The organism is Methylomonas sp. 2BW1-5-20, from assembly GCF_052474515.1.
Genome location: NZ_CP184127.1, coordinates 19,566 through 44,833 on the forward strand (window position 1 = coordinate 19,566; position 25,268 = coordinate 44,833).

The window sequence follows — 25,268 nt, forward strand, 5'->3', positions numbered from 1 at the left end:
AAGAGGTAAATTAGTATGAGAATGACCAAAATTTACGAGGGAGCGTACCAATGGATTATGCTGGGACGCGATCCGCACAAGCCCGAGAAAATTATTGATACCAACCAGTACATGGTTAGGACTGCCAATCGCTGCTTATTGATCGATCCCGGTGGCATAGAGTTGTTTGCGCCGATGCTGGCGGCTGTTTTGCATCACGCGCCGGTCGAGGAAATTACCGATTTGTTTGCGTCGCATCAAGACCCCGATATTATTTCGTCTCTGGGTTTGTGGGATCAGGCTCTACCCAATGCTAAACTGCATGCGGCTCAATTATGGGAAGGATTTTTGCGACATTTCGGTTGCGAGTCTATCGAATACGTGCCCATCCCCGATCATGGCGGTGTGATCAATCTAGGCGCCGCCGAATTGCAAATCGTGCCAGCGCATTATTTGCATTCTTCCGCCAACTTTCATCTTTATGATCCGCAGGCGAAAATTCTGATGTCCGGGGATGTCGGCGCGGCGCTGGAAGCGCCCGGCGCTCCGGTTTTTGTCGATAATTTCGATGCCCATATTGAAAAAATGCGTTTTTTCCACCAGCGCTGGATGCCGTCCAATCAAGCCAAACGGGCTTGGATTGATCGCGTTAGAAAGTTGGATATTCAGATCTTGGCGCCGCAGCACGGTCGCATGTTCAAGGGTGATGATGTGAAGCGATTTCTGGACTGGTTTGAGGCCTTGCAAGTAGGGATTGCCGTATAAAACAAGCATTTGCCGAAAATTGGGTTTATAATCGGCCAATACGAGCCCCCGTCGCAAGATGGGGGTTTTTTGTTAGTGAGAGTAGTTGAGGTATCTCATCAAGCATGGCGCAAAAACTTTATATACAGACTAACGGCTGTCAAATGAACGAGTACGATTCCGATAAAATGCGGGACGTACTGATGGCATCGCACGGCATGGAATTGACCGATGTGCCGGAACACGCCGATGTACTGCTGCTAAACACTTGTTCGATCCGCGAAAAAGCCCAGGAAAAGGTGTTCTCCGCCGTCGGGCGCTGGAAAAAAATCAAAGACAAACGCCCTGGTGTGATTATCGGCGTCGGCGGCTGTGTGGCCAGCCAGGAAGGCGCCGCGCTGCAAAAACGCGCGCCTTATGTAGACATCGTGTTTGGTCCGCAAACCCTACATCGCTTACCTGAGTTGTTAAACCAAGCGCGCAACGGCGGTAAACATGTCGTCGATATTTCTTTTCCCGAAATCGAAAAATTCGACAACTTGCCCGAACCGCGAGCTGAAGGTCCCAAGGCCTATGTGTCCGTGATGGAAGGTTGCAGCAAATACTGCACCTATTGCGTGGTGCCTTACACGCGCGGCGAAGAAGTCAGCCGGCCGCTGAGCGACGTGATTGCGGAAATCGAGACCCTAGCCAAACAAGGTGTGCGCGAGATCAATCTGCTGGGTCAAAACGTCAATGCCTATCGCGGTGCGATGGCAGACGGCGATGTCGCCAGCTTTGCGTTGCTGCTGCATTTTGTCGCCGCTGTCGACGGTATCGACCGCATTCGTTTCACCACCTCACACCCATTGGAGTTTACCGACGATATCATCGAAGCGTTTGCCGAAATTCCACAATTGGTCAATCATTTGCATTTACCGGTACAAAGCGGCAGCAACCGGATTTTGGCTGAGATGAAGCGCGGGCACGTGCGTGAAGATTATCTGGAGATCATGCGTAAGATCAAGGCCGTGCGGCCCGGTATCAGTTTGTCGTCCGATTTCATTGTCGGTTTCCCCGGTGAAACCGAGCAGGATTTTGAAGACACCATGGCGTTGATCGAAGAAGTAGGTTACGACTTTTCCTACAGTTTTATTTTTAGCGCCAGACCGGGTACGCCGGCAGCCGGTTTCGCCGATGATGTCAGTATGGAGGTCAAGGAACGGCGTTTGCAGCGGCTGAAAGGCCGATTGAACGACATGTTCATGGCCATTTCCGAATCGATGATCGGTAGCGTGCAGAGCGTATTGGTGGAGGGTGTCTCCAAGAAAAATCCGCTACATCTGACCGGTAGGACCGAGAATAACCGCGTGGTTAATTTTGCCGCACATCCGCGCTTGATCGGGCAATTCGTCGATGTATTGATCACCGAAGCCTTGCCTAACTCGCTACGAGGCCGCCTTGTGGAATCGTCCATCGAAAAAATTACTCAGACCGCCTAGTGTTGACCGCTACTCCATTTTCGCAAGAAATTACCCTGTTACCCGCCGATGCGCAACGTTTGTCCAATTTTTGCGGGCAACTGGATGCGCATATCCGCCAGATCGAACAACGTTTGCATGTCGAAATCGCCAATCGCAGTAATCATTTTAAGATTACCGGTGTCGATGTTGCAGTCAAGGCAGCGTGCGCAGTGATCAATAAATTGTTTGAACTGACCGAACGGGAAGAACTTACCCCGGAGCAAGTGCACCTGAGTTTACAGGAGGCCAGTATCGATCAGTTGTTGCAGGAAGCGCCATCCGTGAGGCTGGAACAAGTCGCCATTAAAACCAAGCGCGGCGTGATCAAGGGGCGCGGACATAATCAGCAGGATTATCTGCGCAAAATTTTGTCGCACGACATTAATTTTGGTGTTGGTCCGGCCGGTACCGGTAAGACTTATCTGGCGGTGGCTTGTGCAGTTGACGCTCTGCAAAACGAGACTGTGCGGCGGATTATACTAGTGCGACCTGCCGTGGAAGCTGGCGAGAAGCTTGGGTTTTTGCCGGGCGATATGGCGCAGAAAGTCGATCCCTATCTTCGGCCTTTGTACGATGCCTTGTACGATATGCTGGGTTTCGAACGGGTGGAAAAATTGCTGGAAAAAAATGTCATCGAAGTCGCACCGCTAGCTTTCATGCGTGGTAGAACCTTGAATGACTCCTTCATTATTCTGGATGAAGCGCAAAACACTACTGTCGAACAGATCAAAATGTTTCTGACCCGGGTCGGTTTCGGGTCGACGGCGGTTATTACCGGCGATGTCACGCAAATCGATCTGCCCAACGAAAAAATGTCCGGCTTGAAGCATGTGTTAAAAGTCTTGAAGGATGTCGAGGGTATCAGCTTTACCTTTTTCGGCGTACGCGATGTGGTTAGGCACCCCCTGGTACAACGGATAGTCGCCGCTTACGAAAAGTATGAGCAAGAGCAAAGCCCTTCGTCCTAATTTATGAATTATATCGATTTACAAATCGCCACTTCGGCGATGCATCCCGAACTTGAGCAGTTTCAACAATGGGTGGATGCGGTTTTGCTACCTTTTGAAGCCAGTAATGAGGATAGCGAGATCGTGATTCGTTTGGTGGATGATGCGGAAAGCGCCGAGCTGAATCAGCAGTTCCGTCATAAGAGCGGTCCCACCAATATTCTGAGTTTTCCATTTGAAGTGCCGGATGGTATGGAAATGGACTTGCTGGGGGATCTGGTGATTTGCGCGCCGTTGATCGCCCGGGAAGCCGAGCAACAAAATAAATTAGCCGAGCATCATTGGGCGCATATCACTGTACACGGCGTACTGCATTTGTTAGGGTATGACCATGTCGAGGAGCAGGACGCCGAACAAATGGAAGCGCTAGAGATTGAAATTTTAAACGGATTAGACATAGCCAACCCTTATATGGAGGATAGATAGCAATGAGCGATGGTAACCCCCCGAGTAGTCAACCCCATAAGAGTTTGATCGAGCGCATCGGTCATTTTCTGAGTGGGGAGCCGCAAGATCAGGAAGATTTGCTGGAGATACTGAGAGAATCTCAAGAAAAACATCTGCTGGATTCCGACGCGCTGTCCATGATGGAAGGCGTCATGCATGTTGCCGAAATGCGGGTTCGCGACATTATGATTCCCCGTTCGCAAATGGTGGTAGTGCCTAGAGACGCGGAATTGGAAACTATTTTTCCGCTAGTTGTCGAATTTGCCCATTCCCGTTTCCCCGTCATCGAAGAAGACCGTAGCAAGGTGGTTGGAGTATTACTTGCGAAAGACTTGTTGGCTCACGCGCTGCGCGACAAAACCCTGAAAGTTGAAGATGTGATGCGCCCGGTCAACGTGGTGCCGGAAAGTAAGCGCCTTAACGTGTTGTTAAAAGAATTTCGTACCGAGCGCAACCATATGGCCATCGTCGTCGACGAATACGGCAATGCCGCGGGCCTGGTCACCATCGAAGATGTGCTGGAACAAATCGTCGGCAAGATCGAAGACGAACATGACGACGACGAAGTGCAAGAGTTTATCTCGCAACGTAGCGAGAAAGAATTTATTGTCAGTGCGCTTACGCCTATCGACGACTTCAATGACTATTTTTCCGCCGATCTGGAAGACGACGAGTACGACACCCTCGGCGGTTTGATCGTACAGCGTCTGGAGCATTTTCCGAAGAAAGGCGAAAAAGTCGAGATCGACGATTTTAATTTCGAGGTACTACGTGCGGACAATCGCCGGGTCCACTTACTCAAGTTGAAACTGAAGTAATTTTAGCGTCTGCGCTGGCGTGCCGGCTTAACAATTGTTCGAACGCGTCGGCCGGCACCGGTCGGGAGAATAAATAGCCTTGTCCGTAGTCGCAGTCCGATTCGATCAGCAATTGCCGTTGTTGCTCGGTTTCTATGCCTTCGGCAATTACCTTCATGCCCAGTTTATGCGCCATCACTATAATCGCTTCGCAGAGAATCTTGTCGCTGGAGTCCGGCGTTAAATTGCCGACAAAAGACTTATCGATTTTCAGATAGTCGATATCGAATTTCTTCAGATAAGCCAATGACGAATAGCCGGTGCCGAAATCGTCCAGCGATACCTGAATGCCGGCGTCGCGAAATGCCAGCAATTGATCCTTAACCACGTTGCTGGCATCCAGCAGCAATCCCTCGGTAATTTCCGCGACGATGCTTTGTCCGGGCAACTCTAGCGCTTGTAAGTGTTCCAGCCAAATGTCCTGGGAGTGGCTGTCGTAAAACTGCACCGGCGACTTGTTCACGCTGATTTGAAAATCTTCATCGTATTGCCCGCGCCATTGCTTCACTTGATAAGCAGCTTGCTTAAATACCCAGTCGCCGATCTCGGCAATCAGGCCAATATCCTCGGCTATGTGAATAAAATCGGCGGGACTGACCATGCCGCGCACCGGATGCTGCCAGCGTATTAAGGCCTCGGCTTTATGGATGGCGCCGGAGTTCAATTCGATCACGGGCTGGTAATAAACTTGAAATTGGTCGGCCGCTAAGGCATTGCGCAAGTCATCGGCAATCAGCATTCTGGCCTGTGCGGCTTCCTGCATCGACGGGGTAAAATAGCAGTGGCGATTCCGGCCTTGGTGTTTGGCGGCATACATGGCTTGGTCGGCGTTTTTGATCAAACTGTCGATTTTCTCAGCGTCCTTGGGGTATAGGGTAATGCCGATACTGGCCGAGACGTAGGCTACCTTGGTTTTCAATTGAAATGGCTCGGCAAGCCGCTGCAGAATGTTTTTCACCACGCGTTCGGCGCTGTCGGTATCCTCCAGTTCCCCGATGATGATGGTAAATTCGTCGCCGCCCAGTCTGGCTACCGTATCCGATTCGCGAACGCAGCGTAACAGCCGTTGCGAGGCGTCTTTTAGCAACAAATCGCCCATGTCGTGGCCGAGCGTATCGTTAATTTCCTTGAAACGATCCAGATCAAGCAGTATCAATGCCAGCATTAAGCCGTTGCGAGAGGCTTTTTTGATTTCCTGATCCAGGCGGTCGTGAAACATGCGGCGATTGGGCAACCCGGTAAGCGGATCAAAATTGGCCTGGGTCCAGATTAGTTCTTCGGACTGTTTTTTCTGGGTGATGTCGGAAAACAACGCGACGCGGCGTTGCGGCGAGCCGTCGGCGCTAAATATGGTGTTGATGGTAAGTTGCTCGGCGAATACCTCGCCATTTTTACGGCGGTTCCATATCTCGCCCTTCCAATGGCCGCAGCTGTTGATGGCTTGCCACATCGCTTGGTAAAACTGGTCGCCCTGGCGTTCGGAATTCAGAATGTTATGTTGTTTACCGATTACTTCGTCCAGCGCGTAGCCTGTCAAATCGGTGAAGGCCGGGTTTATATTGATGATGATGCCTTGAGCGTCGGTGACCGCCATCGCTTCGCTACTGTTTTGATACACCAAGGAGGCCAGTTGCAGTTCTTCGTTGGCGCGGCTGCGGTCGATGGCGATACCTGCAAGGCTGGAAGCCTGTTCGATCATCTGTATGTCCTCGGGCGTTGGTGCGGAGGGTTGCTGCCGGTAAATGGCAAAAGTACCCAACAATTTGCCGGAAGCGCTACGGATAGGTTCGGACCAGCAGGCTGCCAAACCAGCCTTGGCTGCCAGCTCTTTAAATGGCACCCAATACAAATGGTTCTGAATATCCTCGACAATCACCCGTTGGCCAAAATATGCCGCAGTGCCGCAAGAACCGACACCCGGGCCAATGTGCAAACCATCTACGGCGGCGTTATAGAAATCGGGCAAGCGCGGCGCGGCGCCTATAAACAATTGGTTGCCTTCGCTGTTCAATAATAAAATCGAGCAAATCAAATCGGGGTTTTGCGTTTCCACCCCCAACACTACGGCGTGCAACATTTCCGGTAGCACGGCGCCCTTGGAGAGCAGATCCAGCACGCGGTTGTGGGCGCGCTCCCGATTTGCCGCTTGTTGGCGTTCACTGATATCCATCGCGATGCCTATCACGCCGACTGTTTCCTTGTGCATGCCGAGCAATTGGGTTCGGGTTATTTGTAGGGTATGGCGTTTGCCGTCGGCAAATCGGATAAGCTCCAGTGATTGATGCGGCTGGCTTGGATCGTACAAACATTCCTGATCGGCTGCCAGAAAGCGTGCCGCCATGTCCGCGCCAAGCACGTCGGCAAGTTGGTTGTTGTCGGTAAAATTGTTTTCCGTTACGCCCAGTGCATCGCAAAAAGTTTTGTTTACAAACAAAAAGCGCCGATCCAGGCCGACCAGCCAGATGCCGATCGGTGCATTGTCCACGATTGCGTGCAGTTTGGCTTCCGATGCATGCAATTCCGCAACCTGCGCATTCAATTGCTCAGTCATCGATAAAAAGCTTTTGGCCAAATAACCTATCTCGTCGTCGCGCTGAGTGGGTAAGGTCGGCAAGGTTTGTCCCAACGCGAATTGACCTATGGTGGTGGTCATCGAATTGAGCGGTTTTGACAACACTCGTGCCAAAATCAACGAGGTCACACTAGCCAGCAGGCTGAACAGCAAGGTTATTTCAATAACATCCCTGCCCAAGGTCTTGCTTTCCGCCAAAATACTCTCTAGCGGCGTATATAAGCCCAGAATTGCGAAATGCCGGCCCGCTGTCGAATCCAGGGGCAGTTTCACGAAAGCAGCTAAGGAGGAAGTTGCCAAACTTTGCGTATCGCTAGTCGCAAACACGGAATAGTTTTGCCGGCCTTCCAGTATTGCCTTTAAATTAGGCACGTCGTTTTGAATCAAAAAACTGCGGCCACGTTCGAAACCGAAGGTTTTTTGGCTATCGGGATGTATTAAATAATCCCCTCTATCGTTGCTGAGCAACATTTTGAGATCGGTTGGGATATTACTGCGTACTCTATCGAACAGCCCGTCAAGATCGACATTGATTACGATTAGGCCGATAGTGGTGTCCGCGGATTTTATCGGCATGGCTATTCTGATCGTCGGTTTACCGTAACCGAGATGTGTGCCAAGTTCCTGATTTAAGTTGATTTCGGAGGTGTAGTAGCTGTCGGCGGGTAGCCGTAATGTTTCGAACACATACGAGAAGTGGTTCTTCTCCTGTAATTGAGTTTCGGCGATAACTTTTAAGTCGTCGCGGTCTCTGTCGACTCTGACCAGTTCCTTGCCGTAGTGCTGCGCGTCGATCAAGCGGATTTGACTGTATTCGGGATGGGCTTTCAACAAACTGATGAATATTCCCGCCAATTGTTTTTTGTGTAACGGCAATTGAGCCGGGGTTTCTCCTAAAACGATTTCCGCATTGACAGACAAATTGGTCAGCAATTTGACGTCGGCGGCGGTCGCCTCCAAGGCGTCGCTAAAACGATGGGCCAAGGCTTGCGTGGTATTGAGCAATTTGTCTTTGGACGTTTCTACCAGGATAGCCCGACTGCGGTCATAGACATAATATCCGGTTAGGCCGGTTGATATTGTGCCTAACAGCGCCAGCCAGAAACCTAGTTTTATGCCTATGCTCAAGCGCATTTAAAAGGCCTCTGGCCCTTCGCCGGAAATGATTCTGTCCCACAGCGCTTTGCGGTGCATCGGGTCCAATACCGGTTCCAGCCATATAATGTTGTTGTCTTCTTCGGTGCTTGTATTTGGCGGAGCGGTGATGGTGTTTGCCAAACCATGCCGCGCAGTCAAGCGCTCGCTAACATTTTGTTCCAAGGTATAATTTATCCACTTTTCAGCCAGTTCCGGGTTTTTGGCATTTTTGGTAATTGCCCAACAATCGAGCCATGCCAGCGCGCCTTCGCGGGGGATGACGTAACCGATGTCGGCACCTGTTTCAATTAACGCTTTCAATTGCTGGGTGCCGTAATTACCGAATAGTAACGCGATATCGTATTTGGCAAACAGTGCCGCCGCTTCTTCGGCGGTGGCATAAAACGTCAATACGTTACGACGCAGTTTCACCAGCTCACGCGCGGCTTGTGCCAATTCGGCGTGATCCATTCGGAAAGGGTTTGCTAAGCCCATCAACAAGCCTACCAGAGAAAAATTGTGATTGCTGGTATTAAAGGCCAGTACCCGACCTCGATAATCAGGGTCCCACATTGCCGCCATTGAAAGTGGTTTATCCTTAACCATTTTTCGGTTGTAGATCAGACCCATTTCCGAATAGGTATACGGGATGGCATAGGTGTTGTCCTGGCGAACTAGGCCGGCGACCGCTTCTAAATTTTGGAAACGCGGCAACTGTTGCCGGTGATTGGGAATATTCTGCAAAGTGATGGCTTTGCTTAGGCCTTGATCGATGTAGCGCTGCAATTCCGCGGTATTAACGGCAAATACGTCGTAGCTATCGCGATTGACTTTTTCCCAAAGATCGTCGTCCGAGGTTACATAAGTTACTTCTACCGACACGTCGAATCTTTGTTCGAAGGCAGAAACCACGTCGTTATCCGCATACCCGTCCCAGGTCAACACTCGAAGGGTTTCCCGGGCGGATACCCCGTTCGGCGCTGCGATTAAACAGATTATCGTCATAACATATGTTAGAAACGACGCGCTGTGGATTTTGATGATGCTCATCTTACTGTTACTGCAAGAATGTGACGGGATTATCATACCCAATACGCCTCTAATTTCCGCTTAGCACGATAGTTTTATTATGGCGCCCCGCACAAAACCGAAAATAATTTTAGCGTAATGCCGAGATCTCGTCGCTTGGAACAGGTTGGAATGGCTGGGTGTGGAAGGCCTCTGATAGGAGTTAATCGGCCTGATCGACTTTGATCAGAATCCGTAAAACATTTTTTTCGGTACTGCGGTTAAAACTATTGAAACCGGAGCTTTCGGCTTGCTCTGCGTCGGCATTTCCAGCTATTTCAACCCATTCGCCCAGATTGGCGCGTAAGGATGTGTGAGCGGATTGTGTGTCCATATTGCCGTTGCGTTGGAACCGATCCGACCACGGTTCGATATCGATAAGCACTTGGTTGCCGGTGAGGTGGGGAGTAACCGCAAAACCGGTGCTGGCCTCCATCATTTGGGTGTTGCCGATCACCGAGTTGCCATAAGCCGAGCTGTAAACGCTGTAATTCTGCACGGGTCGTACCTGCCCGGTTTTGATATGAGCGGGTTGGCCTTCCAGTGTACGCAGTTGCTGATGCTGTTGCCGATTTCGCAAATCCTCGGTGTTGCCGACCATGCCGCGCATTTGAATCGTATTGGGCGATGCGGCAATTCTCGCTTCCGCGTTTAATTCGGCGGCGGTTTTGCTGCTGGTTTGTAAAACGCTGATTAATAAATTGCTGAGGCGGGTATCGAGTTTCTGAATCAGCGCCTCGATTTCCGCGAGTCTGGCGGGAGCGGATTTTACGATTAGGCTTGAGCCGTTATCGATCACCCGGTCGTCGGCATCCAGCAAGGGTGCCAGTAAGGCGCGTACTTCCGAGGCGGGGCGGTTAACGAGCGGAATCACTTCCATCGCCGCCTCGTCGGCAAGCGCGATGCCGGCCGAAACCAGCAGAACGCTCAACCAAGATTTAGATTTCATTGTAAAGCGCTAAATACTGATTCGCGCTGTTTTGCCAGGAGAAATCCTTGACCATCGCATTACGCTGAATTTGTTTCCATACGGGCTGATTGTGAAATAACACCAGGCTACGTTTTATTGCTTCGATCAATGCCGCTGCCGAGGTATCGTTAAAAGCGATGCCGCTGGCGGTGCCGTTGGCGATACTTTCCGGCAAGGCGTCCACCACGGTGTCGGCCAAACCGCCGGTTTTGCGGACGATAGGTATCGTGCCGTAACGTTGGCTGTACATTTGGTTCAAGCCGCAGGGTTCGAAGCGGGACGGCATCAGGAAAATGTCGGCACCGGCTTCGATTTGATGCGCCAAGCGTTCGTCGTAGCCTATGGTGATGGCTACGCGTTCCGGGTATAGGCGTGCGAACTCTTGTAGCCGGTATTCGATACTTTTATCGCCGCTGCCCAACAGGGCAAATTGCAAGGGTAGCGTCGTCATTTCCTGCAGACAGCTGAGTACTAAATCGATGCCTTTCTGCTCAACCAATCGGCCGATTAACCCGAACAAGGGGATTTCCGCATCCACCGGTAAGCCCAGTTGCTGTTGCAGGGCGGATTTGTTGATTCGCTTGTCTTTCAGCTTATCGACGCTGTAAGGCTGGGCTATATAGGCATCGTTGGCGGGATTCCATACCGATACGTTTATACCATTCAGAATGCCGAGTAAATATTGCTGCTTGTGCGCCAGCAGGCCCTCAAGGCCATAACCGAATTCCGGCGTTTGGATTTCTTGCGCGTATGTGGGGCTGACCGTGGTAATACGATCGGAATAACTAAGGCCGCCTTTAATGAACGACAACATGCCGTGGAACTCCAGTCCGTCCGGATGCAGCAATTGTCCCGGCAAATTCAATTGCGCATAGGTGCTGCCTGGAAACAAGCCCTGATAAGCCATATTGTGGATGGTGAAAATCGTTGCCGGCGGGTTAGGTTCCAGGGATAGTAAAGCCGGAACCAAACCGGTTTGCCAATCGTTGCAGTGCACGATGTCGGCGTGCCAGTCCAGATAGGCCCGGTTGGTCGCTACTTCGACGATGATGCGGCAAAACAGAGCAAAACGTTCGCCGATATTCGGCCAGGGGCGGCCGGCCTCGTCGAGATAAGGATTGCCGGGAAAGTTGAAGAACGGCGGGTAATCCACTAGCCAGACAATCAAATCGCTGTCCGGCAAACGGGTCTCCAATAGATTGACGTCGCAATTGTTGACTCGCACGGTACACAGATAACGGCCGGGCTCGCAGTTTTTGATGCCTTGGTAATTGGGCATGATGATGCGCACATCCTGGCCCAGTTCGGCCAGGGCCAAGGGCAGGCTGCCGGCGACATCCGCCAGGCCGCCGGTTTTGATCAAGGGATGGGTTTCGCTGCTCGCGAACAGAATTTTTTTCATGACGATTAAAACTACATTTTCAAAATAATGCCGGCCAAGGGTGGCAAGGTGACTGAAATGGAGTGGTCTTGATTCATCCAAGGTTGCGGTTCGGACAGTACGGCGCCGTTGCCGGTGTTGCTGCCGTCGTAATACTGCGAGTCCGAGTTGAAGATTTCGTAGTAAGTGCCTGGGTTAGGCACGCCGATCCGATAACTTTCTCGTGGCACCGGCGTGAAGTTCAGGATCACGATCAGATCTTCATGCGCCGATTTCCGCCGGTAGCTGATGATGGATTGCTGATAGTCGTGGCAATCTATCCATTCGAAACCGTGATGATCGAAGTCGTAGCGATGTAGCGCCGTATGGCTGGAATAGAGTCTATTCAAATCCTTGACCAAGGTTTGCAAGCCTTTGTGATGCGGGTAATCCAGTACATACCAATCCAAAGTGCGGTTGCAGCTCCACTCCGTGCCTTGACCGAATTCGCAACCCATGAACAACAATTTCTTGCCGGGATAGGTAAACATCATCGTGTACAGCAGGCGCAAATTGGCAAAGCGCTGCCATTCGTCGCCAGGCATTTTGTTCAACATCGAACCTTTGCCGTGCACCACTTCGTCGTGCGAAAACGGCAGTACGAAGTTTTCGGTGAATGCGTACAGCAAGCCGAAAGTCAGCGAGTCGTGATGGTAAGAACGGTGGATAGGTTGCTCCTGCATGTAATGCAGAATGTCGTGCATCCAGCCCATATTCCATTTCATCGAGAAGCCCAGGCCGCCAGTCCAGGTGGGACGGGTCACCTGCGGCCAGGAGGTCGATTCCTCGGCCATGATTACCGTACCGGGGTGTTGCTCGTGGGTGACGGTATTCATATGGCGCAGGAAGTCGATGGCTTCCAGGTTCTCATTGCCGCCATACATATTCGGAATCCAATCGTTGGCGTCGCGCGAGTAATCCAGATACAACATTGACGCCACCGCATCGACACGTAGGCCGTCCAGGTGGAATTCCTCCAGCCAAAAGAACGCGCTGGACAGCAGGAAGTTTTTCACTTCGTTGCGGCTGTAGTTGTATATAAGAGTGCCCCAGTCGCGGTGCTCGCCCTTGCGCGGATCCTCGTGTTCGTACAGCGGGGTACCGTCGAAGCGGCCCAAGGCGAAGCTGTCTTTCGGAAAGTGGGCGGGAACCCAATCCAGAATCACGCCTATGCCGTTTTGATGGCAATGATCGATGAAAAAACGGAAATCGTCCGGGGTGCCGTGGCGGCTGGTTGGCGCGAAATAGCCGGTGGTTTGATAGCCCCAGGAAATGTCCAGCGGATGTTCGGTAACCGGCAGTAACTCGATGTGGGTAAAACCCAGTTCCTTGACATAATCCACTAATTGTTCGGCAAGCTCGCGGTAATTCAGGAAGTTGCCGCGATGATCCCGCCGCCAGGACCCAAGATGTACTTCGTAGATCGACATCGGCTGATGCAGCCAGTCATGTTGCGGGCGATGCTCCATCCAACTGCCGTCTTGCCAGGAATAGCTGTCTTCCGCGGTGACGATCGCCGCGGTTTGCGGGCGGAATTCGAATTGCTGGCCGTAAGGGTCGGTTTTCACCAGCAGCTGGCCGGTATGGCGATTTAGAATCTCAAACTTGTACAGGCAGCCGACAGACAAGCCCGGAATGAAAATTTCCCAGATACCGCTGCTACCCAGGCTGCGCATCGGATGGCAGCGGCCATCCCAGCGATTGAAATCGCCGATGACGCTGACCCGCTGCGCATTCGGTGCCCAGACGGCAAAATGCACCCCCGGAATATCCGCTACGCTGAGCAGATGCGAACCGAGTTTTTGATAAATGTGCCAATGACGGCCTTCCGCGAACAGATGTTGATCGAACTCGGGCAGTACCGGACCGAAGCAGTAGGGGTCGTATTGTTGATGTTCGTGGCCGTCCTTGTCCGTCCAAAACAATTGGTAATGCTCCGCAATGGATTCCTTGCCCGGCAGGTATTCGAAAAAATCGGTATCGGGGATGCGTTTGAATTCCGGGCCCTTGGGGCTGAGCCGCACGGTTTCCGCATAAGGCAAATACACCCTGATGACGTTATCGCTGCCTTGGCCATGACGGCCCAGCACGGCGAAAGGGTCGTGATGCTTTGCTTCGGTGAGTTTTATAAATTCTGAATCAAGCGTGTTGGTTTTGCTTGGCTTGTTCATTTTGCAATGCCTCAGTTATAGTTAGTTATCGGTTGGCAGGAATAGCAATTTTGGTAATGACCGACTTTTCAGCATCAAATCGCTTGGGTTTTTACTTTTCCGTGAAGAGTAACGATAATGACCCTACGCGGCAAGTGGCAGGTCGAGAAATCTGTCAAATGTCGGTTGCAGTCGGATTTTGGCGGTACAGCTTATTTAATTGAAAGAGGATACACATGTCAGTCGTCGATACACATCAAACGGAGAGACGGGTCAATGATTTAACCCGCAATACCATTGCGTTAATTCTGGCTGGCGGACGCGGATCGCGGCTGAAGGATATGACCGACTGGCGGGCCAAGCCGGCGGTGCCGTTTGGTGGTAAGTTCCGTATCATCGACTTTCCTTTATCCAATTGTATCAACTCGGATATTCGTAAGATCGGTATTCTTACTCAATACAAAGCCGACTCGCTGATTCGCCACATTCAACAAGGTTGGGGGTTTTTGCGCGGCGAATTTGGCGAATATGTCGATTTAATGCCGGCGCAACAACGCCACGACGAACATTCCTGGTATCAAGGCACCGCCGATGCGATTTATCAAAATATCGACATTTTGCGTGCCCGTAACCCGGAGTTTGTATTGGTACTGGCCGGCGACCATATTTACAAGATGGATTATTCGGTGATGTTGGCGGATCATGTCGCCAACAAGGCCGATCTGACTATCGGCTGCATCGAAGTCTCGCTGGAAGATGCCAAAGCGTTCGGCGTGATGCATGTGGACGAAAATCGCCGGGTCAAAGCTTTCGTCGAAAAGCCGGAAAATCCGCCGGTCATGCCGGGACGGGAAAACACCGCGCTGGCCTCCATGGGGATTTATATTTTCAATGCCGGCTTCTTGTTCGAACAATTGATCAAGGACGCAGACACCAAAGGCTCCAGCCGTGATTTCGGTAAAGACATCATTCCGTCGGTAATCGAAAAATACCGGATCAATGCTTACCCGTTTTTGGATTTGCAAAGCGGGCAGCAAAGCTACTGGCGCGATGTGGGAACCATAGACGCATATTGGGCCGCCAATATGGAGTTGGTGGGGGTTAAGCCGGACATGAATCTGTACGACAACACTTGGCCGATCTGGACTTATCAGGCGCAAACACCGCCGGCTAAATTCGTGTTCGACGACGACGATAGGCGCGGTCAGGCTATCGATTCCATGGTTTCCGGCGGCTGCGTAATTTCCGGCGCCACAGTGCGCCACTCCCTGCTGTTCTCCATGGTGCGGGTCAATTCATACAGCTCGGTGCAGGATTCCGTGGTTTTGCCCGAGGTGAATATCGGCAGACATTGCCGAATTACCAAGGCCATCATCGAAAAAGGATGTCAAATACCCGAAGGTACCGTGATAGGCGAGAATAGGGCGGAAGACGAGAAGCGTTTTCATGTCAGCGAGGGCGGAGTGGTGTTGGTGACATCCGATATGCTGGGACAAAGACGGAATTATGTCCGATAAAAAGCTCAAGCTGGTGCTGTGTTGGCACATGCACCAGCCGGAGTACCGCGACATGCAGAGCGGTGAATTCAAATTGCCGTGGACCTATCTGCATGTGATCAAGGATTATGTGGATATGGTCGCGCATCTGGAGGCGACCCCGGCCGCGAAGGCGGTCGTGAATTTTGCGCCGATTCTGCTGGAGCAGATTGAAGACTATTCCAATCAGGTTAGCGGCTATTTGCACGACAGGATTGCGATTAAAGATCCTTTGCTGGCGGCTTTAGTCGAGCCGACCGTCTCGGCCGATCCCGAAAAACGCTTGAAGCTGTTGCGCGATTGCAAAAAAGCTAATCGGGAGCGGCAGATTGAACGTTACCCTGCTTTTCGTAAATTAATCGATATGGCCGATTGGATTCAATCGCATCAGGATTCGGTCAATTACGTCAATTCCCAATTCATATCCGATATTCTGGTTTGGTATCACCTGGCGTGGATGGGGGAGACGGTTAAACTTAGCGACAGCCGAGTGCAGCGGTTGATCGAAAAAGGCAGTGGATTTAGTTTGCACGATAGGATCGAGATCGTGGAGATCATCGGTGATCTATTGTCCAAAGTTATTTATCGTTATAAAGCCTTAGCCAGAAAGGGCCGGGTCGAGCTTTCGGTAACGCCTTACGCTCATCCCATCATGCCTTTAATGTTGGATATCAACAGCGCTTGCGAGGCGATGCCAGGCGTTTCCCTGCCGGCATTGCATCAGTACCCCGGCGGAGAGGAACGGGTGCGCTGGCATTTACAAAAAGGGCTGGCAACGTTTAGACACTTTTTCGGTTTCGAGCCGCAAGGCTGCTGGCCTTCCGAGGGAAGTATCAGTACGCGTACTTTACAGGTGTTATCCGATTTTGGTTTCAAATGGACGGCCAGCGGCGGCAATGTGTTGCATAACAGCAGGCACGCGTCCGGGGTCGGCAATGCGGATAGCAGTCATCGGCCGTTTAGGCTTGAATCGGCCGATATTGCCTGTTTTTTTCGCGACGACGGCTTATCCGATTTGATCGGTTTCGAATACTCAAAATGGCACGCGGATGACGCGGTGGCAGACCTGATCCAACATCTGGAAAATATTGCTAACTACGAAAAACAAGCGCCCTTGGTATCGATCATCATGGACGGCGAAAATGCTTGGGAATATTTTCCGGATAACGGGTATCATTTTCTTAGTGCTTTGTATAAGCGGCTCAGCGAGCATCCCCGAATCGAATTAACTACCTACTCCGAATATCTGGAAAGCGCTTCGGCTCATATTGGCTATTTGCCCAGGTTGGTAGCCGGTAGTTGGGTGTACGGCACGTTTTCAACCTGGATCGGCGATGCCGATAAAAATTGCGGTTGGGATATGCTGGGCGATGTCAAGGCGGCTTTTGATCGGGCCGTGCTTAACGGTAGGCTGTCCGAAGCACAATTGGCTGTAGCGCATATACAATTAGGTGTGTGCGAAGGCTCGGACTGGTTTTGGTGGTTTGGCGACTATAATCCGGGTGAAGCCGTCAGCGATTTTGAAAAACAGTACCGGCTCAATCTGAGCAATCTCTATCGACTATTAGGCGAAGACCCGCCGCCGTATCTGGCCTTATCTTTCACGCAAGGTAGCGGTAGTCCGGCGATGGGTGGTGCGATGCGGCGCGGGAATCAAATTTAATCAATCGGAACGAACAACATGGGTGCTCTCTTGGATAAACGCCGCGCAGGTGTCTTGCTACATATAACATCGTTGCCCGGCCGTGGAGAGTGTGGCGATTTAGGTAAGGAAGCCTTCAATTTTGTCAACTTCCTGCACGATATCGGTGCCACCGTCTGGCAGACCCTGCCGTTAGGGATGACGCATGGCGACGGTTCGCCTTACCAATGCTTGTCCGCGCATGCGGGCAATCCTGCCTTGATCAGTATCGATTGGTTGGCTGATAGAGGCTGGTTGCAAACCACGGATCGCTGCGGCGATTGTCACACTAATGCCGAATACACCAAGAGTTGCTTGGTAACCAAAGCGTTTTACGGTTTTCAAGCCCTGGCAGATGCCGAGCAACAGCACGACTTTAAACAGTTTTGTATCAACAAAGCCGATTGGTTGGATGATTTTGCGTTGTTTATCGCTCTGCGGAATGTGTTTGGACATAAAAGCTGGAATCAATGGCCGGAAGCCTTAAGGCAGCGCGAAGCCAAGGCGTTGAACGAATCGAAACAGTTGCTAAAGGCGGTGATTGAAACCATCAAGTTCGAGCAGTATGTGTTTTTTCGGCAATGGCATGAGTTAAAAGATTACGCCGCTAAACATGGCGTACTGATGTTCGGCGATATTCCTATCTTTGTCTCCTACGATAGTGCCGATGTTTGGGCCAATCGATCGGTGTTCAAGCTTAATGCTGCGGGCGAAATGGACACGGTGGCGGGCGTGCCGCCCGATTACTTCTCGGAGAACGGTCAGCGTTGGGGGAACCCGCATTACGATTGGGAGTATCTGCAGAAGACCGGCTTCAAATGGTGGTTGGAGCGGATTAAATCCCAGTACGACATGTTCGATATTTTGCGGATAGATCATTTTCGCGGCTTGGAGGCCGCTTGGGAAATTCCGGCTCACGAGGATACCGCGATCAATGGCCGATGGGTAAAAGCGCCGGGGGCGGAGTTGCTGGCCGCTATTCAACAGCAATTCGCGTCTTTATCGTTGGTCGCGGAGGATTTGGGTATTATTACCGAAGAAGTGGAAGCCTTGCGTGACGATTTCGATTTGCCGGGGATGAAGATTTTGCAGTTCGCTTTCGGCGACGACAGCCGCAACCCCTATCTGCCCTGCAACTATCAAAAAAACAGCGTGGTATATACGGGTACTCACGATAACGATACGACGCTGGGTTGGTTCGAAGGGCTCAGCGACGGCGAAAAACAGCGTATATACGACTATCTCGGCTGGTCGAGTCTGCCTATGCCTAGCGCGTTAATTCATGCCGCGTTTGGATCGGTGGCTAATCTGGCGGTAATTCCGATGCAGGATATTTTGAAATTGGGTTCGCCCGATCGGATGAATACGCCAGGCACAACTGAAGGAAATTGGCGTTGGCGCTTCGATTGGTCGCAGTTAACCGGCGATAAAGCCGGTCATTTCGCGCATTTGGTCAGACTGTTCGGCCGTTAGCGACTCTTGTTGGCGGGGAAAGTCGCTAGCGCCGGCCCCCCGCTTTCAATCGTCGTCTTTTTTGCCGGTCTCTGCCGGGATGGGCAGTTGCGGGATGCCGTAACTGGCAATAATCGCTTGGATTTTGTCCAGATTTTTATCGATCAATTCATTTATTGTCTGTTTGCGTTTGTTGTCGCCTTGACGTAGGCCCATCGCAATCGAAAAATCAAATTTCATACCCGGTTCCGATTTCATCGGTATTGCAATGTAGCTGCCCTTGGGCGCTTGCGACTGCACATAACCGGCCATGGGGCCCCATAGAATCACCATATCTATGGTTTTGGAGCGCAAGTCTTTTTCGATTTGCATGGCGATATTGTGTTCGCTGTCGCCGGTCATGCTTTGATAGGGAATACCCTGTTCCAGCAGGCCATTTTTCTGTAGCCATTCGGTTCCCGGTCCCCGGTCGAACATCGCTATCTTCAGCTTTTCCTGTTTGTCCAACGGAAGATTGGCTAATTGGGTACTGTCTGTGATCTCGTCCCAGCCGCGGCCCTTGGCTATTAGCAACACGTAGGTCGAATGAAAATAGGGCTTGCTGGTGTCGGTTAGATCGTAACCCGCAGGCACGCCCATCACCAGATCGCATTTAAAGCCTTCGCCATTATCGTTCTCCGCTTTTAAGGTATTGCGGATAAAACCGATTCGTTCGGGCAGCCAAGTGTATTCCAGATCTTGTCCCAGTTGTTCGGCAAATAAGGCGGCAATTTTGTTTTCGTAACCGGTTTGCTCTTTAGTGGAATAGGGTGGATTTATCGGGTCTGCGCAAACCCTGAATTTATCTTTTGCGTTAGCAGGAGTGGCCGATACGGCCAAGATTGCCGTCATTAATAGTGTCGAGGCGGTCGGGAGCATTTTCATCGCAGTTTCCTTTTAGCTGGAGTCTATACGTAAAAAAGCCTTGGCCGATTGCTCGGCCAAGGCTTGCTTCACTGACGATCTAAGGAATTAGATCTTAGTTAGGCAGAGCGAATACAGTCAGTGTACCACCCAATTTGGTGTAAGAGCTCAGGCTTCTGTACGCACCTACCGCACCCAGACCTTCTGAGTTGGTTGAGGAAGAGCCGTCGTCCAGGCCTGCAGCGATACCGATACCAGCCCAGCCACCGATACCTGACAGAACGCCAACATATTGTTTGCCTTCAAATTCCCAGGTATTGACGTTACCGATGATGCCTGATGGGGTTTTGAATTTGTACAATTCTTTACCGGTTTTGGCATCGACCGCTTTTAGGTAGCCTTCCAGGGTGCCGTAGAATACGACGCCGCCGGCTGTAGCAACCGAACCTGACCAAACAGAGAATTGTTCTTTGTTAGACCAAGCGATTTTGCCGGTTTTAGCATCGTATGCAGTGAATTGACCCAGGTTGGTAGTACCGTCTTTTTTACCGGTCAGCACGTCAGCGCCGGCAGGCATCATAGACAGCGTAGCACCTACATAAGGTTGGCCTGCTGTGTAAGATACTTCAAATGGTTCGTATTCCATGCACAAGTGGTTGCCCGAGATGTAGAACAGGCCGGTTTGTGGAGAGTAAGAAACAGGTTGTTGGTTTTTGGAGCCCAACGCCGCAGGGCAAGTACCTACAGTGTTAACGTCTTCACCGTGGTGTTCGGTAGAGAATTCCGGCACCACTTCCGGACGGCCTGATTTCAGATCGACATGAGAAGCCCAGTTAACTGATTTGTCGAATTTCTCGGCAACCAACAGTTCGCCGGTTTCACGATCCAGGGTGTAACCAAAGCCGTTACGGTCGAAATGCACGATGGTTTTGTGCAGTTTGCCTTTTACTTCTTGGTCAACCAGAACGGTTTCGTTGATACCGTCATAGTCCCATTCGTCATGTGGAGTCATTTGGTAAACCCATTTAACTTCACCGGTGTCGGCGTCGCGAGCCCACAATGACATGGACCATTTGTTGTCGCCCGGACGCTGTACCGGGTTCCAAGTAGATGGGTTGCCTGAACCGTAATAGACCAGGTTCAATTTTGGATCATAAGAGTACCAGCCCCAGGTGGTGCCGCCGCCGATTTTCCATTGGTCGCCTTTCCAGGTGCTGGTGCCTGAGTCAGGGCCAACGGGAGTGACTTTACCATCTTGCCAGGTGGTGGATTTACCGGGTTTCAACAGGGTGTCTTTGTCAGGACCCATGCTGTAACCTTTCCAATCCAATTGGCCGGTTTTGATGTTGTAAGCAGCCAGAAAGCCGCGAACACCAAATTCGCCACCGGAGATACCGGTAATGACTTTGTCTTTAACAACGATAGGTGCGTTGGTGTTGGTCATACCCAATTTTGGGTCGCCGTTTTGCACGCTCCACACGCGTTTACCGGTTTTGGCATCCAGTGCAGTCAGAACGGTGTCCGATTGTTGCAGGAAGATTTTGCCGTCGCCGTAAGCCAATCCGCGGTTAACGGTGTCGCAGCACATGACTGGAATCGTCACGTCAGCATCTTGGGTCGGGGTGAATTCCCAGATGACTGCTTTGGTTTTTTGGTCGATCGCGTAAACAGTGTTAGGGAACGGAGTGTGGATATACAGTACGCCGTTAACAACCAAAGGACCGCCTTCATGACCACGCAAAACGCCGGTAGAGAAAGACCAGGCTGGTTGCAGGTTTTTAACGTTTTGAGCGTTGATTTGCGACAGTTTGCTGTAACGAGTGCCGGCGTAGTCGCCGCCCCAAGATGCCCAGTTAGCTGGGTTTTGGGTTAATTTTTCTAAGTCGTCGTTAGCGGTAGAGACAGTTGGTGCAGCAAGTAAAGTAGCTACAGTCGAAGCAAGCAGCCAGTTTTTTACAGGCTTCTTCATATGTTTCCTCCTGGTAATCTGTTGATGAGACAGAGTACGGTTTTGTGTTGTTAAGACTAATATTAGTTTTAAAGCTCTGTTTGGATGACTGCCCTTTGGGCTTGTTCGGTATCTATCGAACTCAGCTGGAGAGCCACACCAGACGCGTAAATTGAAGGATTTTTTCCTAAAAGTCAACCGGAAAAACTCTGCACGGATGACGGCGGAACAATAATATCAAGTCTTATAATGCCTTAGCATTTTCCGCCGATTTGCCTATAGCGGAAAACAAATCCCCAAGCCGCCCAGGCCGCAGTAACCCGATGGGTTTTTAGCCAGATATTGCTGATGGTCTTCCTCTGCATAATAAAAAGGCGGGGCGGCGCGAATTTCGGTTGTAATTTCGGCCAAATCTGCCGCTGTCAGCTGTGTTTGATATTGGCGTAAGCTGGCTATAGCTGCTTGCAATTGGTCATCGTCGCGGCAGTAAATCACCGAACGATATTGCGTGCCGACATCGTTACCTTGACGCATGCCTTGCGTGGGATTGTGCGATTCCCAAAATGTTGCCAGCAATTCTCGATAAGAAACCATGGAGGGGTCAAATACGACCAATACGACTTCCGCATGGCCGGTCATGCCCGTACAAATTTCCTGGTAGGTCGGATTGGGGGTAAATCCGCCGGCATAGCCGACAGCAGTGCTGAATACGCCGGCTTGCTGCCAAAATTTGCGTTCGGCGCCCCAGAAGCAACCCATGCCGAACACGGCCTGCTGCAAATGCTCCGGAAACGGTGGATGGATGGGATGGCCGTTGACAGCATGGGTTTGCCCGCTATGTATAGCTTGCTGGCGTCCGGGTAAGGCCTGCTCGGCGTTAGGCATCGCGGTTTTTTTGAATAGAAATGACATAAGTGCATCCCGAGGTCGAATGATGGGTTGGTGGGGATTATAATCTTCGCTCTGTTTACAGGAACCAACATAATCATGAAACAACAAGATTGCTTACGCCGTTTTATTTTTGAAGAACATGGCGTCCGCGGCGAATGGGTGCGCTTGCAAGATAGCTGGCAACAGGCCAAGCAGCATCAGAACCTAGTGAACGATGCCGTGGACGCGCAATTGGGCCAAGCCTTGGCGGCGGTTGTACTGCTGTCGGCCACCATCAAATTCAAAGGCGCTATGATCATGCAGATTCAAGGCGGCGGCGATCTGAAAGCCTTGGTGGCGCAAGCCAGCAACGACAGGCGGATTAGGGGGCTGGTGCGTAGCGAAGCCAGCGTTGCCGGTGCGAATTTGCAGGAAATGATAGGCGATGGCGGTCGGTTGGTGTTAACGGTGGAATCGGAGAATGCCGATCCCTACCAAGGCATCGTCGGCGTCGAAGCGGAATCGCTGGCGGATGTGTTGAGAACCTACTTCAGTCAGTCCGAGCAACTCGATACCCGCTTATGGTTGTTTGCGAACAAAACTCATGCGGCGGGTCTGTTTATCCAGGAATTGCCTAGCGAAGATAAGGATAGAGCCGACTGGGAGCATCTGGAAATCCTGGCCGACACGGTCACCTCCGACGAGTTGTTGAACCTGGATTGCGAAGATTTGCTGCATCGCTTGTTTCATGAAGAGAAAGTCAGGATTTACGAGCCGGAAGCTGTCGAATTCAAATGCAATTGCTCTCGGCAAAAAATCGGCGGCACTTTAGCCGCCTTGGGACGGTCGGAACTGCAAGCCATTTTGCGGGAACGCGACGACATTGAGGTTGATTGTCAATTTTGCGGAGCCCAATACCGTTTCGACAAGATCGATGTGGAAAACCTGCTGACTAATCCGGCAGCCGAAAATGATACTAACTCGCCTACCCGGCATTGAGGGCGCTATGCATAAACTTAATCGCTATATTCGCTTATTTCTGGCGTTCGCATTGCTCAGTACCATGACCGGTTGTTTATACTGGTTGCACGCCTACCAGACCTATTTGCAAATGGACGAATTCGACCGTTATTTCGCGGTCACCTCCAAAGACGATTTCACCGTGCATTTCAAACAGCCCAAGCTGTTGAGCGAAGATTTCGTTTCGCTGGCCAAACTGCACGCCAGCAACGAGGAAAACACCGCAAACGGCAAACGTTGGCGGTATTGGTTCAGGAAAATCGATAAAGATAGCAAGCTGATTGCGCCCGAGATCAGTTTCTACCTGGATTTGGCCTTCAACAAGGAAGATAAGATCACGGATTGGACTTTTTCCAATCTGTTTTTACAAATCGCTCCTCCGGAGTTTCTGGAGGCTTCGTTCCGATCCTTGGGTGGTGCGGAAATTAACGAAGAAAAGAAACAGCTGAAAGCCAAGGCCGATCAACTAGAAAAAATCGCCGCGATATTGCCGAAAAAAGCCACGGTGATCAAACAGTTGGGTGAGCCATTGGAAATTACGCAAGAGGAGAAACAAGAAGTCTATCTATATCACTTCCGTCTGGACGCCAAAGAGATCGAAGAGGGTTACGAAGACAGAGCCTTAAGTGAAGTCAGGCTGATGTTCGATAAGGAAACCTCGGAAATGGTGAAAATGTCCGGCCGTTTTGCCGGCTTGAAAATTTCCATCAATTACCGCGATTATCAAGACGAAGAGCAAAAAAAAGTAGCCGGCTTGTAAGGCTCTAAAATAAGGCGGCTCGGGCGAGCCGCCTTGGATCAACGCTTAAGCCCGAGCTTGCAATACGGCTACGGCCGGTAATTCCTTACCTTCCAGGAACTCTAAAAATGCACCGCCGCCGGTCGAAGTGTAAGACACTTGATCGGCGATGCCGTATTTGTCGATGGCCGCCAGCGTGTCGCCGCCGCCGGCAATGGAAAAGGCCGGACTTTCGGCAATTGCCAACGATAGCGATTTGGTGCCTTCGCCAAACTGATCGATTTCGAATACGCCGACTGGGCCGTTCCAGACGATGGTGCCGGCGGTTTTCAGAATCTCCGCGTATTGTTTGGATGTTTCCGGTCCAATATCCAGGATCAAGTCGTCAGCTTCCACGTCGGCCACGTTTTTTACTGTAGCCACTGCGTTTTCGGAAAACTCTTTCGCACAGACCACATCGACTGGCACCGGAATATCTGCGCCGCGTTCTTTTGCCGAAGCGATCAAACGTTTGGCTTCGGGGATTAAATCCGCTTCATAGAGGGATTTACCGACCGGGTAACCGGCTGCGGCGATAAAGGTGTTGGCGATGCCGCCGCCGACGATCAATTGGTCGACTTTAGACGATAAAGATTCCAGCACGGTCAGTTTGGTGGAGACTTTTGAGCCGCCGACGATAGCAACCAGGGGGCGTGCAGGGGTTTCCAGGGCTTTGCCCAGCGCATCCAGCTCGGCGGCCAGCAGCGGGCCTGCACAGGCGACGGCAGCGTGTTCGGCTACGGCATGGGTCGAGGCTTCAGCGCGGTGCGCGGTACCAAAAGCGTCCATCACGAAAATGTCGCATAGTGCAGCCATTTTTTGGCCTAGTTCGGCATTATTTTTCTTCTCGCCTTTATTGAAACGCACGTTTTCGCACAGCACTACTTCGCCGCGTTTTACGTCCACGCCGTCCAGCCAGTCTTTAACCAAACGCACCGGTTGGCCCAGCAATTGCGAAAAGCGCTCGGCGACTGGTTTCAAGCTGGAGGCTTCGTCGTATTCGCCCTCGGTAGGGCGACCCAGGTGGGACATCAAAATCACCGCCGCGCCCCCGGCCAAAGCTGCTTCCACGGTGGGGACGCTGGCCTGGATGCGCAAGTCGCTGGTGACTTTGCCGTCTTTGACCGGCACATTCAAATCTTGGCGGATTAATACGCGCTTGCCCGCCAAATCCAGATCGACCATTCGTTTGATAGACATAAGTTCTCCTTTGGTTGAAATAGTAAAA

The 25,268-nt window shown here is 51.4% G+C and carries 19 protein-coding genes; 10 read left to right on the plus strand and 9 right to left on the minus strand.

Going from position 1 to position 25,268, the window contains the following annotated elements; translation table 11 throughout:
* The first annotated feature begins 15 nt into the window (after positions 1-15).
* The 5 genes from ACH50O_RS00120 (at position 16) to ACH50O_RS00140 (ending at position 4,497) form a co-directional block, all read left to right on the plus strand.
* On the plus strand, positions 16-744 hold the full coding sequence (locus tag ACH50O_RS00120; RefSeq protein ID WP_446810044.1) for an MBL fold metallo-hydrolase: 729 nt from the start codon (positions 16-18) through the stop codon (positions 742-744).
* Between the two features lie 104 nt (positions 745-848).
* Entirely contained in the window at positions 849-2,204 is a 1,356-nt protein-coding gene (gene miaB, locus ACH50O_RS00125; protein ID WP_446810045.1) for a tRNA (N6-isopentenyl adenosine(37)-C2)-methylthiotransferase MiaB, read from the plus strand.
* Positions 2,204-3,193: a PhoH family protein gene (locus ACH50O_RS00130; RefSeq protein WP_446810046.1), complete on the plus strand. Its 990-nt coding sequence runs from the start codon at positions 2,204-2,206 to the stop codon at positions 3,191-3,193. Before miaB ends, ACH50O_RS00130 begins: the two co-directional genes overlap by 1 nt.
* 3 nt (positions 3,194-3,196) lie before the next feature.
* On the plus strand, positions 3,197-3,658 hold the full coding sequence (gene ybeY / locus ACH50O_RS00135; RefSeq protein ID WP_446810047.1) for an rRNA maturation RNase YbeY: 462 nt from the start codon (positions 3,197-3,199) through the stop codon (positions 3,656-3,658).
* Between the two features lie 2 nt (positions 3,659-3,660).
* Positions 3,661-4,497 (plus strand): HlyC/CorC family transporter, encoded by an 837-nt coding sequence (locus ACH50O_RS00140; protein WP_446810048.1) that lies wholly within the window; start codon positions 3,661-3,663, stop codon positions 4,495-4,497.
* Here ACH50O_RS00140 and ACH50O_RS00145 read toward each other — a convergent pair.
* The 5 genes from ACH50O_RS00145 to glgB all read right to left on the minus strand — a co-directional run bounded on the left by ACH50O_RS00145 (position 4,478) and on the right by glgB (position 13,874).
* A complete protein-coding gene (locus ACH50O_RS00145) occupies positions 4,478-8,242 on the minus strand; it encodes an EAL domain-containing protein (RefSeq protein WP_446810049.1) in 3,765 nt (1,254 codons plus the stop codon). The genes ACH50O_RS00140 and ACH50O_RS00145 overlap by 20 nt on opposite strands.
* Positions 8,243-9,250 carry an extracellular solute-binding protein gene (locus ACH50O_RS00150; RefSeq protein WP_446810050.1) on the minus strand — a complete coding sequence of 336 codons (1,008 nt, stop codon included), beginning with the start codon at positions 9,248-9,250 and terminating at the stop codon, positions 8,243-8,245.
* Positions 9,251-9,476: 226 nt separating this feature from the next.
* On the minus strand, positions 9,477-10,262 hold the full coding sequence (locus ACH50O_RS00155) for a type II and III secretion system protein (RefSeq protein ID WP_446810051.1): 786 nt from the start codon (positions 10,260-10,262) through the stop codon (positions 9,477-9,479).
* Entirely contained in the window at positions 10,252-11,685 is a 1,434-nt protein-coding gene (gene glgA, locus ACH50O_RS00160; RefSeq protein ID WP_446810052.1) for a glycogen synthase GlgA, read from the minus strand. Before glgA ends, ACH50O_RS00155 begins: the two co-directional genes overlap by 11 nt.
* An 11-nt stretch (positions 11,686-11,696) precedes the next feature.
* Entirely contained in the window at positions 11,697-13,874 is a 2,178-nt protein-coding gene (gene glgB, locus ACH50O_RS00165; protein ID WP_446810053.1) for a 1,4-alpha-glucan branching protein GlgB, read from the minus strand.
* 215 nt (positions 13,875-14,089) lie between these two features.
* Between glgB and glgC the strand changes: the two genes are divergently transcribed.
* Genes glgC through malQ form a run of 3 tightly spaced genes read left to right on the plus strand, consistent with a single transcriptional unit; the run spans position 14,090 to position 18,542 of the window.
* Positions 14,090-15,370, plus strand: a complete 1,281-nt coding sequence (glgC, locus tag ACH50O_RS00170; RefSeq protein ID WP_446810054.1) for a glucose-1-phosphate adenylyltransferase — start codon at positions 14,090-14,092, stop codon at positions 15,368-15,370.
* Positions 15,360-17,051, plus strand: a complete 1,692-nt coding sequence (locus ACH50O_RS00175; RefSeq protein WP_446810055.1) for a glycoside hydrolase — start codon at positions 15,360-15,362, stop codon at positions 17,049-17,051. Before glgC ends, ACH50O_RS00175 begins: the two co-directional genes overlap by 11 nt.
* A gap of 18 nt (positions 17,052-17,069) precedes the next feature.
* Positions 17,070-18,542 carry a 4-alpha-glucanotransferase gene (gene malQ / locus ACH50O_RS00180; RefSeq protein WP_446810056.1) on the plus strand — a complete coding sequence of 491 codons (1,473 nt, stop codon included), beginning with the start codon at positions 17,070-17,072 and terminating at the stop codon, positions 18,540-18,542.
* 45 nt (positions 18,543-18,587) lie between these two features.
* On the opposite strand, the gene ACH50O_RS00185 is transcribed toward malQ, so the two are convergent.
* The 3 genes from ACH50O_RS00185 to msrA form a co-directional block, all read right to left on the minus strand.
* A complete protein-coding gene (locus ACH50O_RS00185) occupies positions 18,588-19,445 on the minus strand; it encodes a quinoprotein dehydrogenase-associated putative ABC transporter substrate-binding protein (protein WP_446810057.1) in 858 nt (285 codons plus the stop codon).
* A gap of 94 nt (positions 19,446-19,539) precedes the next feature.
* Complete coding sequence (locus tag ACH50O_RS00190; RefSeq protein ID WP_446810058.1) at positions 19,540-21,393, minus strand: methanol/ethanol family PQQ-dependent dehydrogenase; 1,854 nt, start codon at positions 21,391-21,393, stop codon at positions 19,540-19,542.
* Positions 21,394-21,648: 255 nt separating this feature from the next.
* Positions 21,649-22,284 carry a peptide-methionine (S)-S-oxide reductase MsrA gene (gene msrA, locus ACH50O_RS00195; RefSeq protein ID WP_446810059.1) on the minus strand — a complete coding sequence of 212 codons (636 nt, stop codon included), beginning with the start codon at positions 22,282-22,284 and terminating at the stop codon, positions 21,649-21,651.
* A gap of 75 nt (positions 22,285-22,359) precedes the next feature.
* Between msrA and hslO the strand changes: the two genes are divergently transcribed.
* The gene (gene hslO, locus ACH50O_RS00200; protein ID WP_446810060.1) at positions 22,360-23,241 is read left to right on the plus strand and encodes an Hsp33 family molecular chaperone HslO; all 882 of its coding nucleotides are present in this window, start codon (positions 22,360-22,362) and stop codon (positions 23,239-23,241) included.
* Between the two features lie 7 nt (positions 23,242-23,248).
* The gene (locus ACH50O_RS00205; protein ID WP_446810061.1) at positions 23,249-24,022 is read left to right on the plus strand and encodes a hypothetical protein; all 774 of its coding nucleotides are present in this window, start codon (positions 23,249-23,251) and stop codon (positions 24,020-24,022) included.
* Between the two features lie 45 nt (positions 24,023-24,067).
* Here the strand turns inward: ACH50O_RS00205 and ACH50O_RS00210 are convergent, their stop codons facing one another.
* Positions 24,068-25,240, minus strand: coding sequence for a phosphoglycerate kinase (locus ACH50O_RS00210; protein WP_446810062.1), 1,173 nt, complete (start codon positions 25,238-25,240; stop codon positions 24,068-24,070).
* Positions 25,241-25,268: the final 28 nt, after the last annotated feature.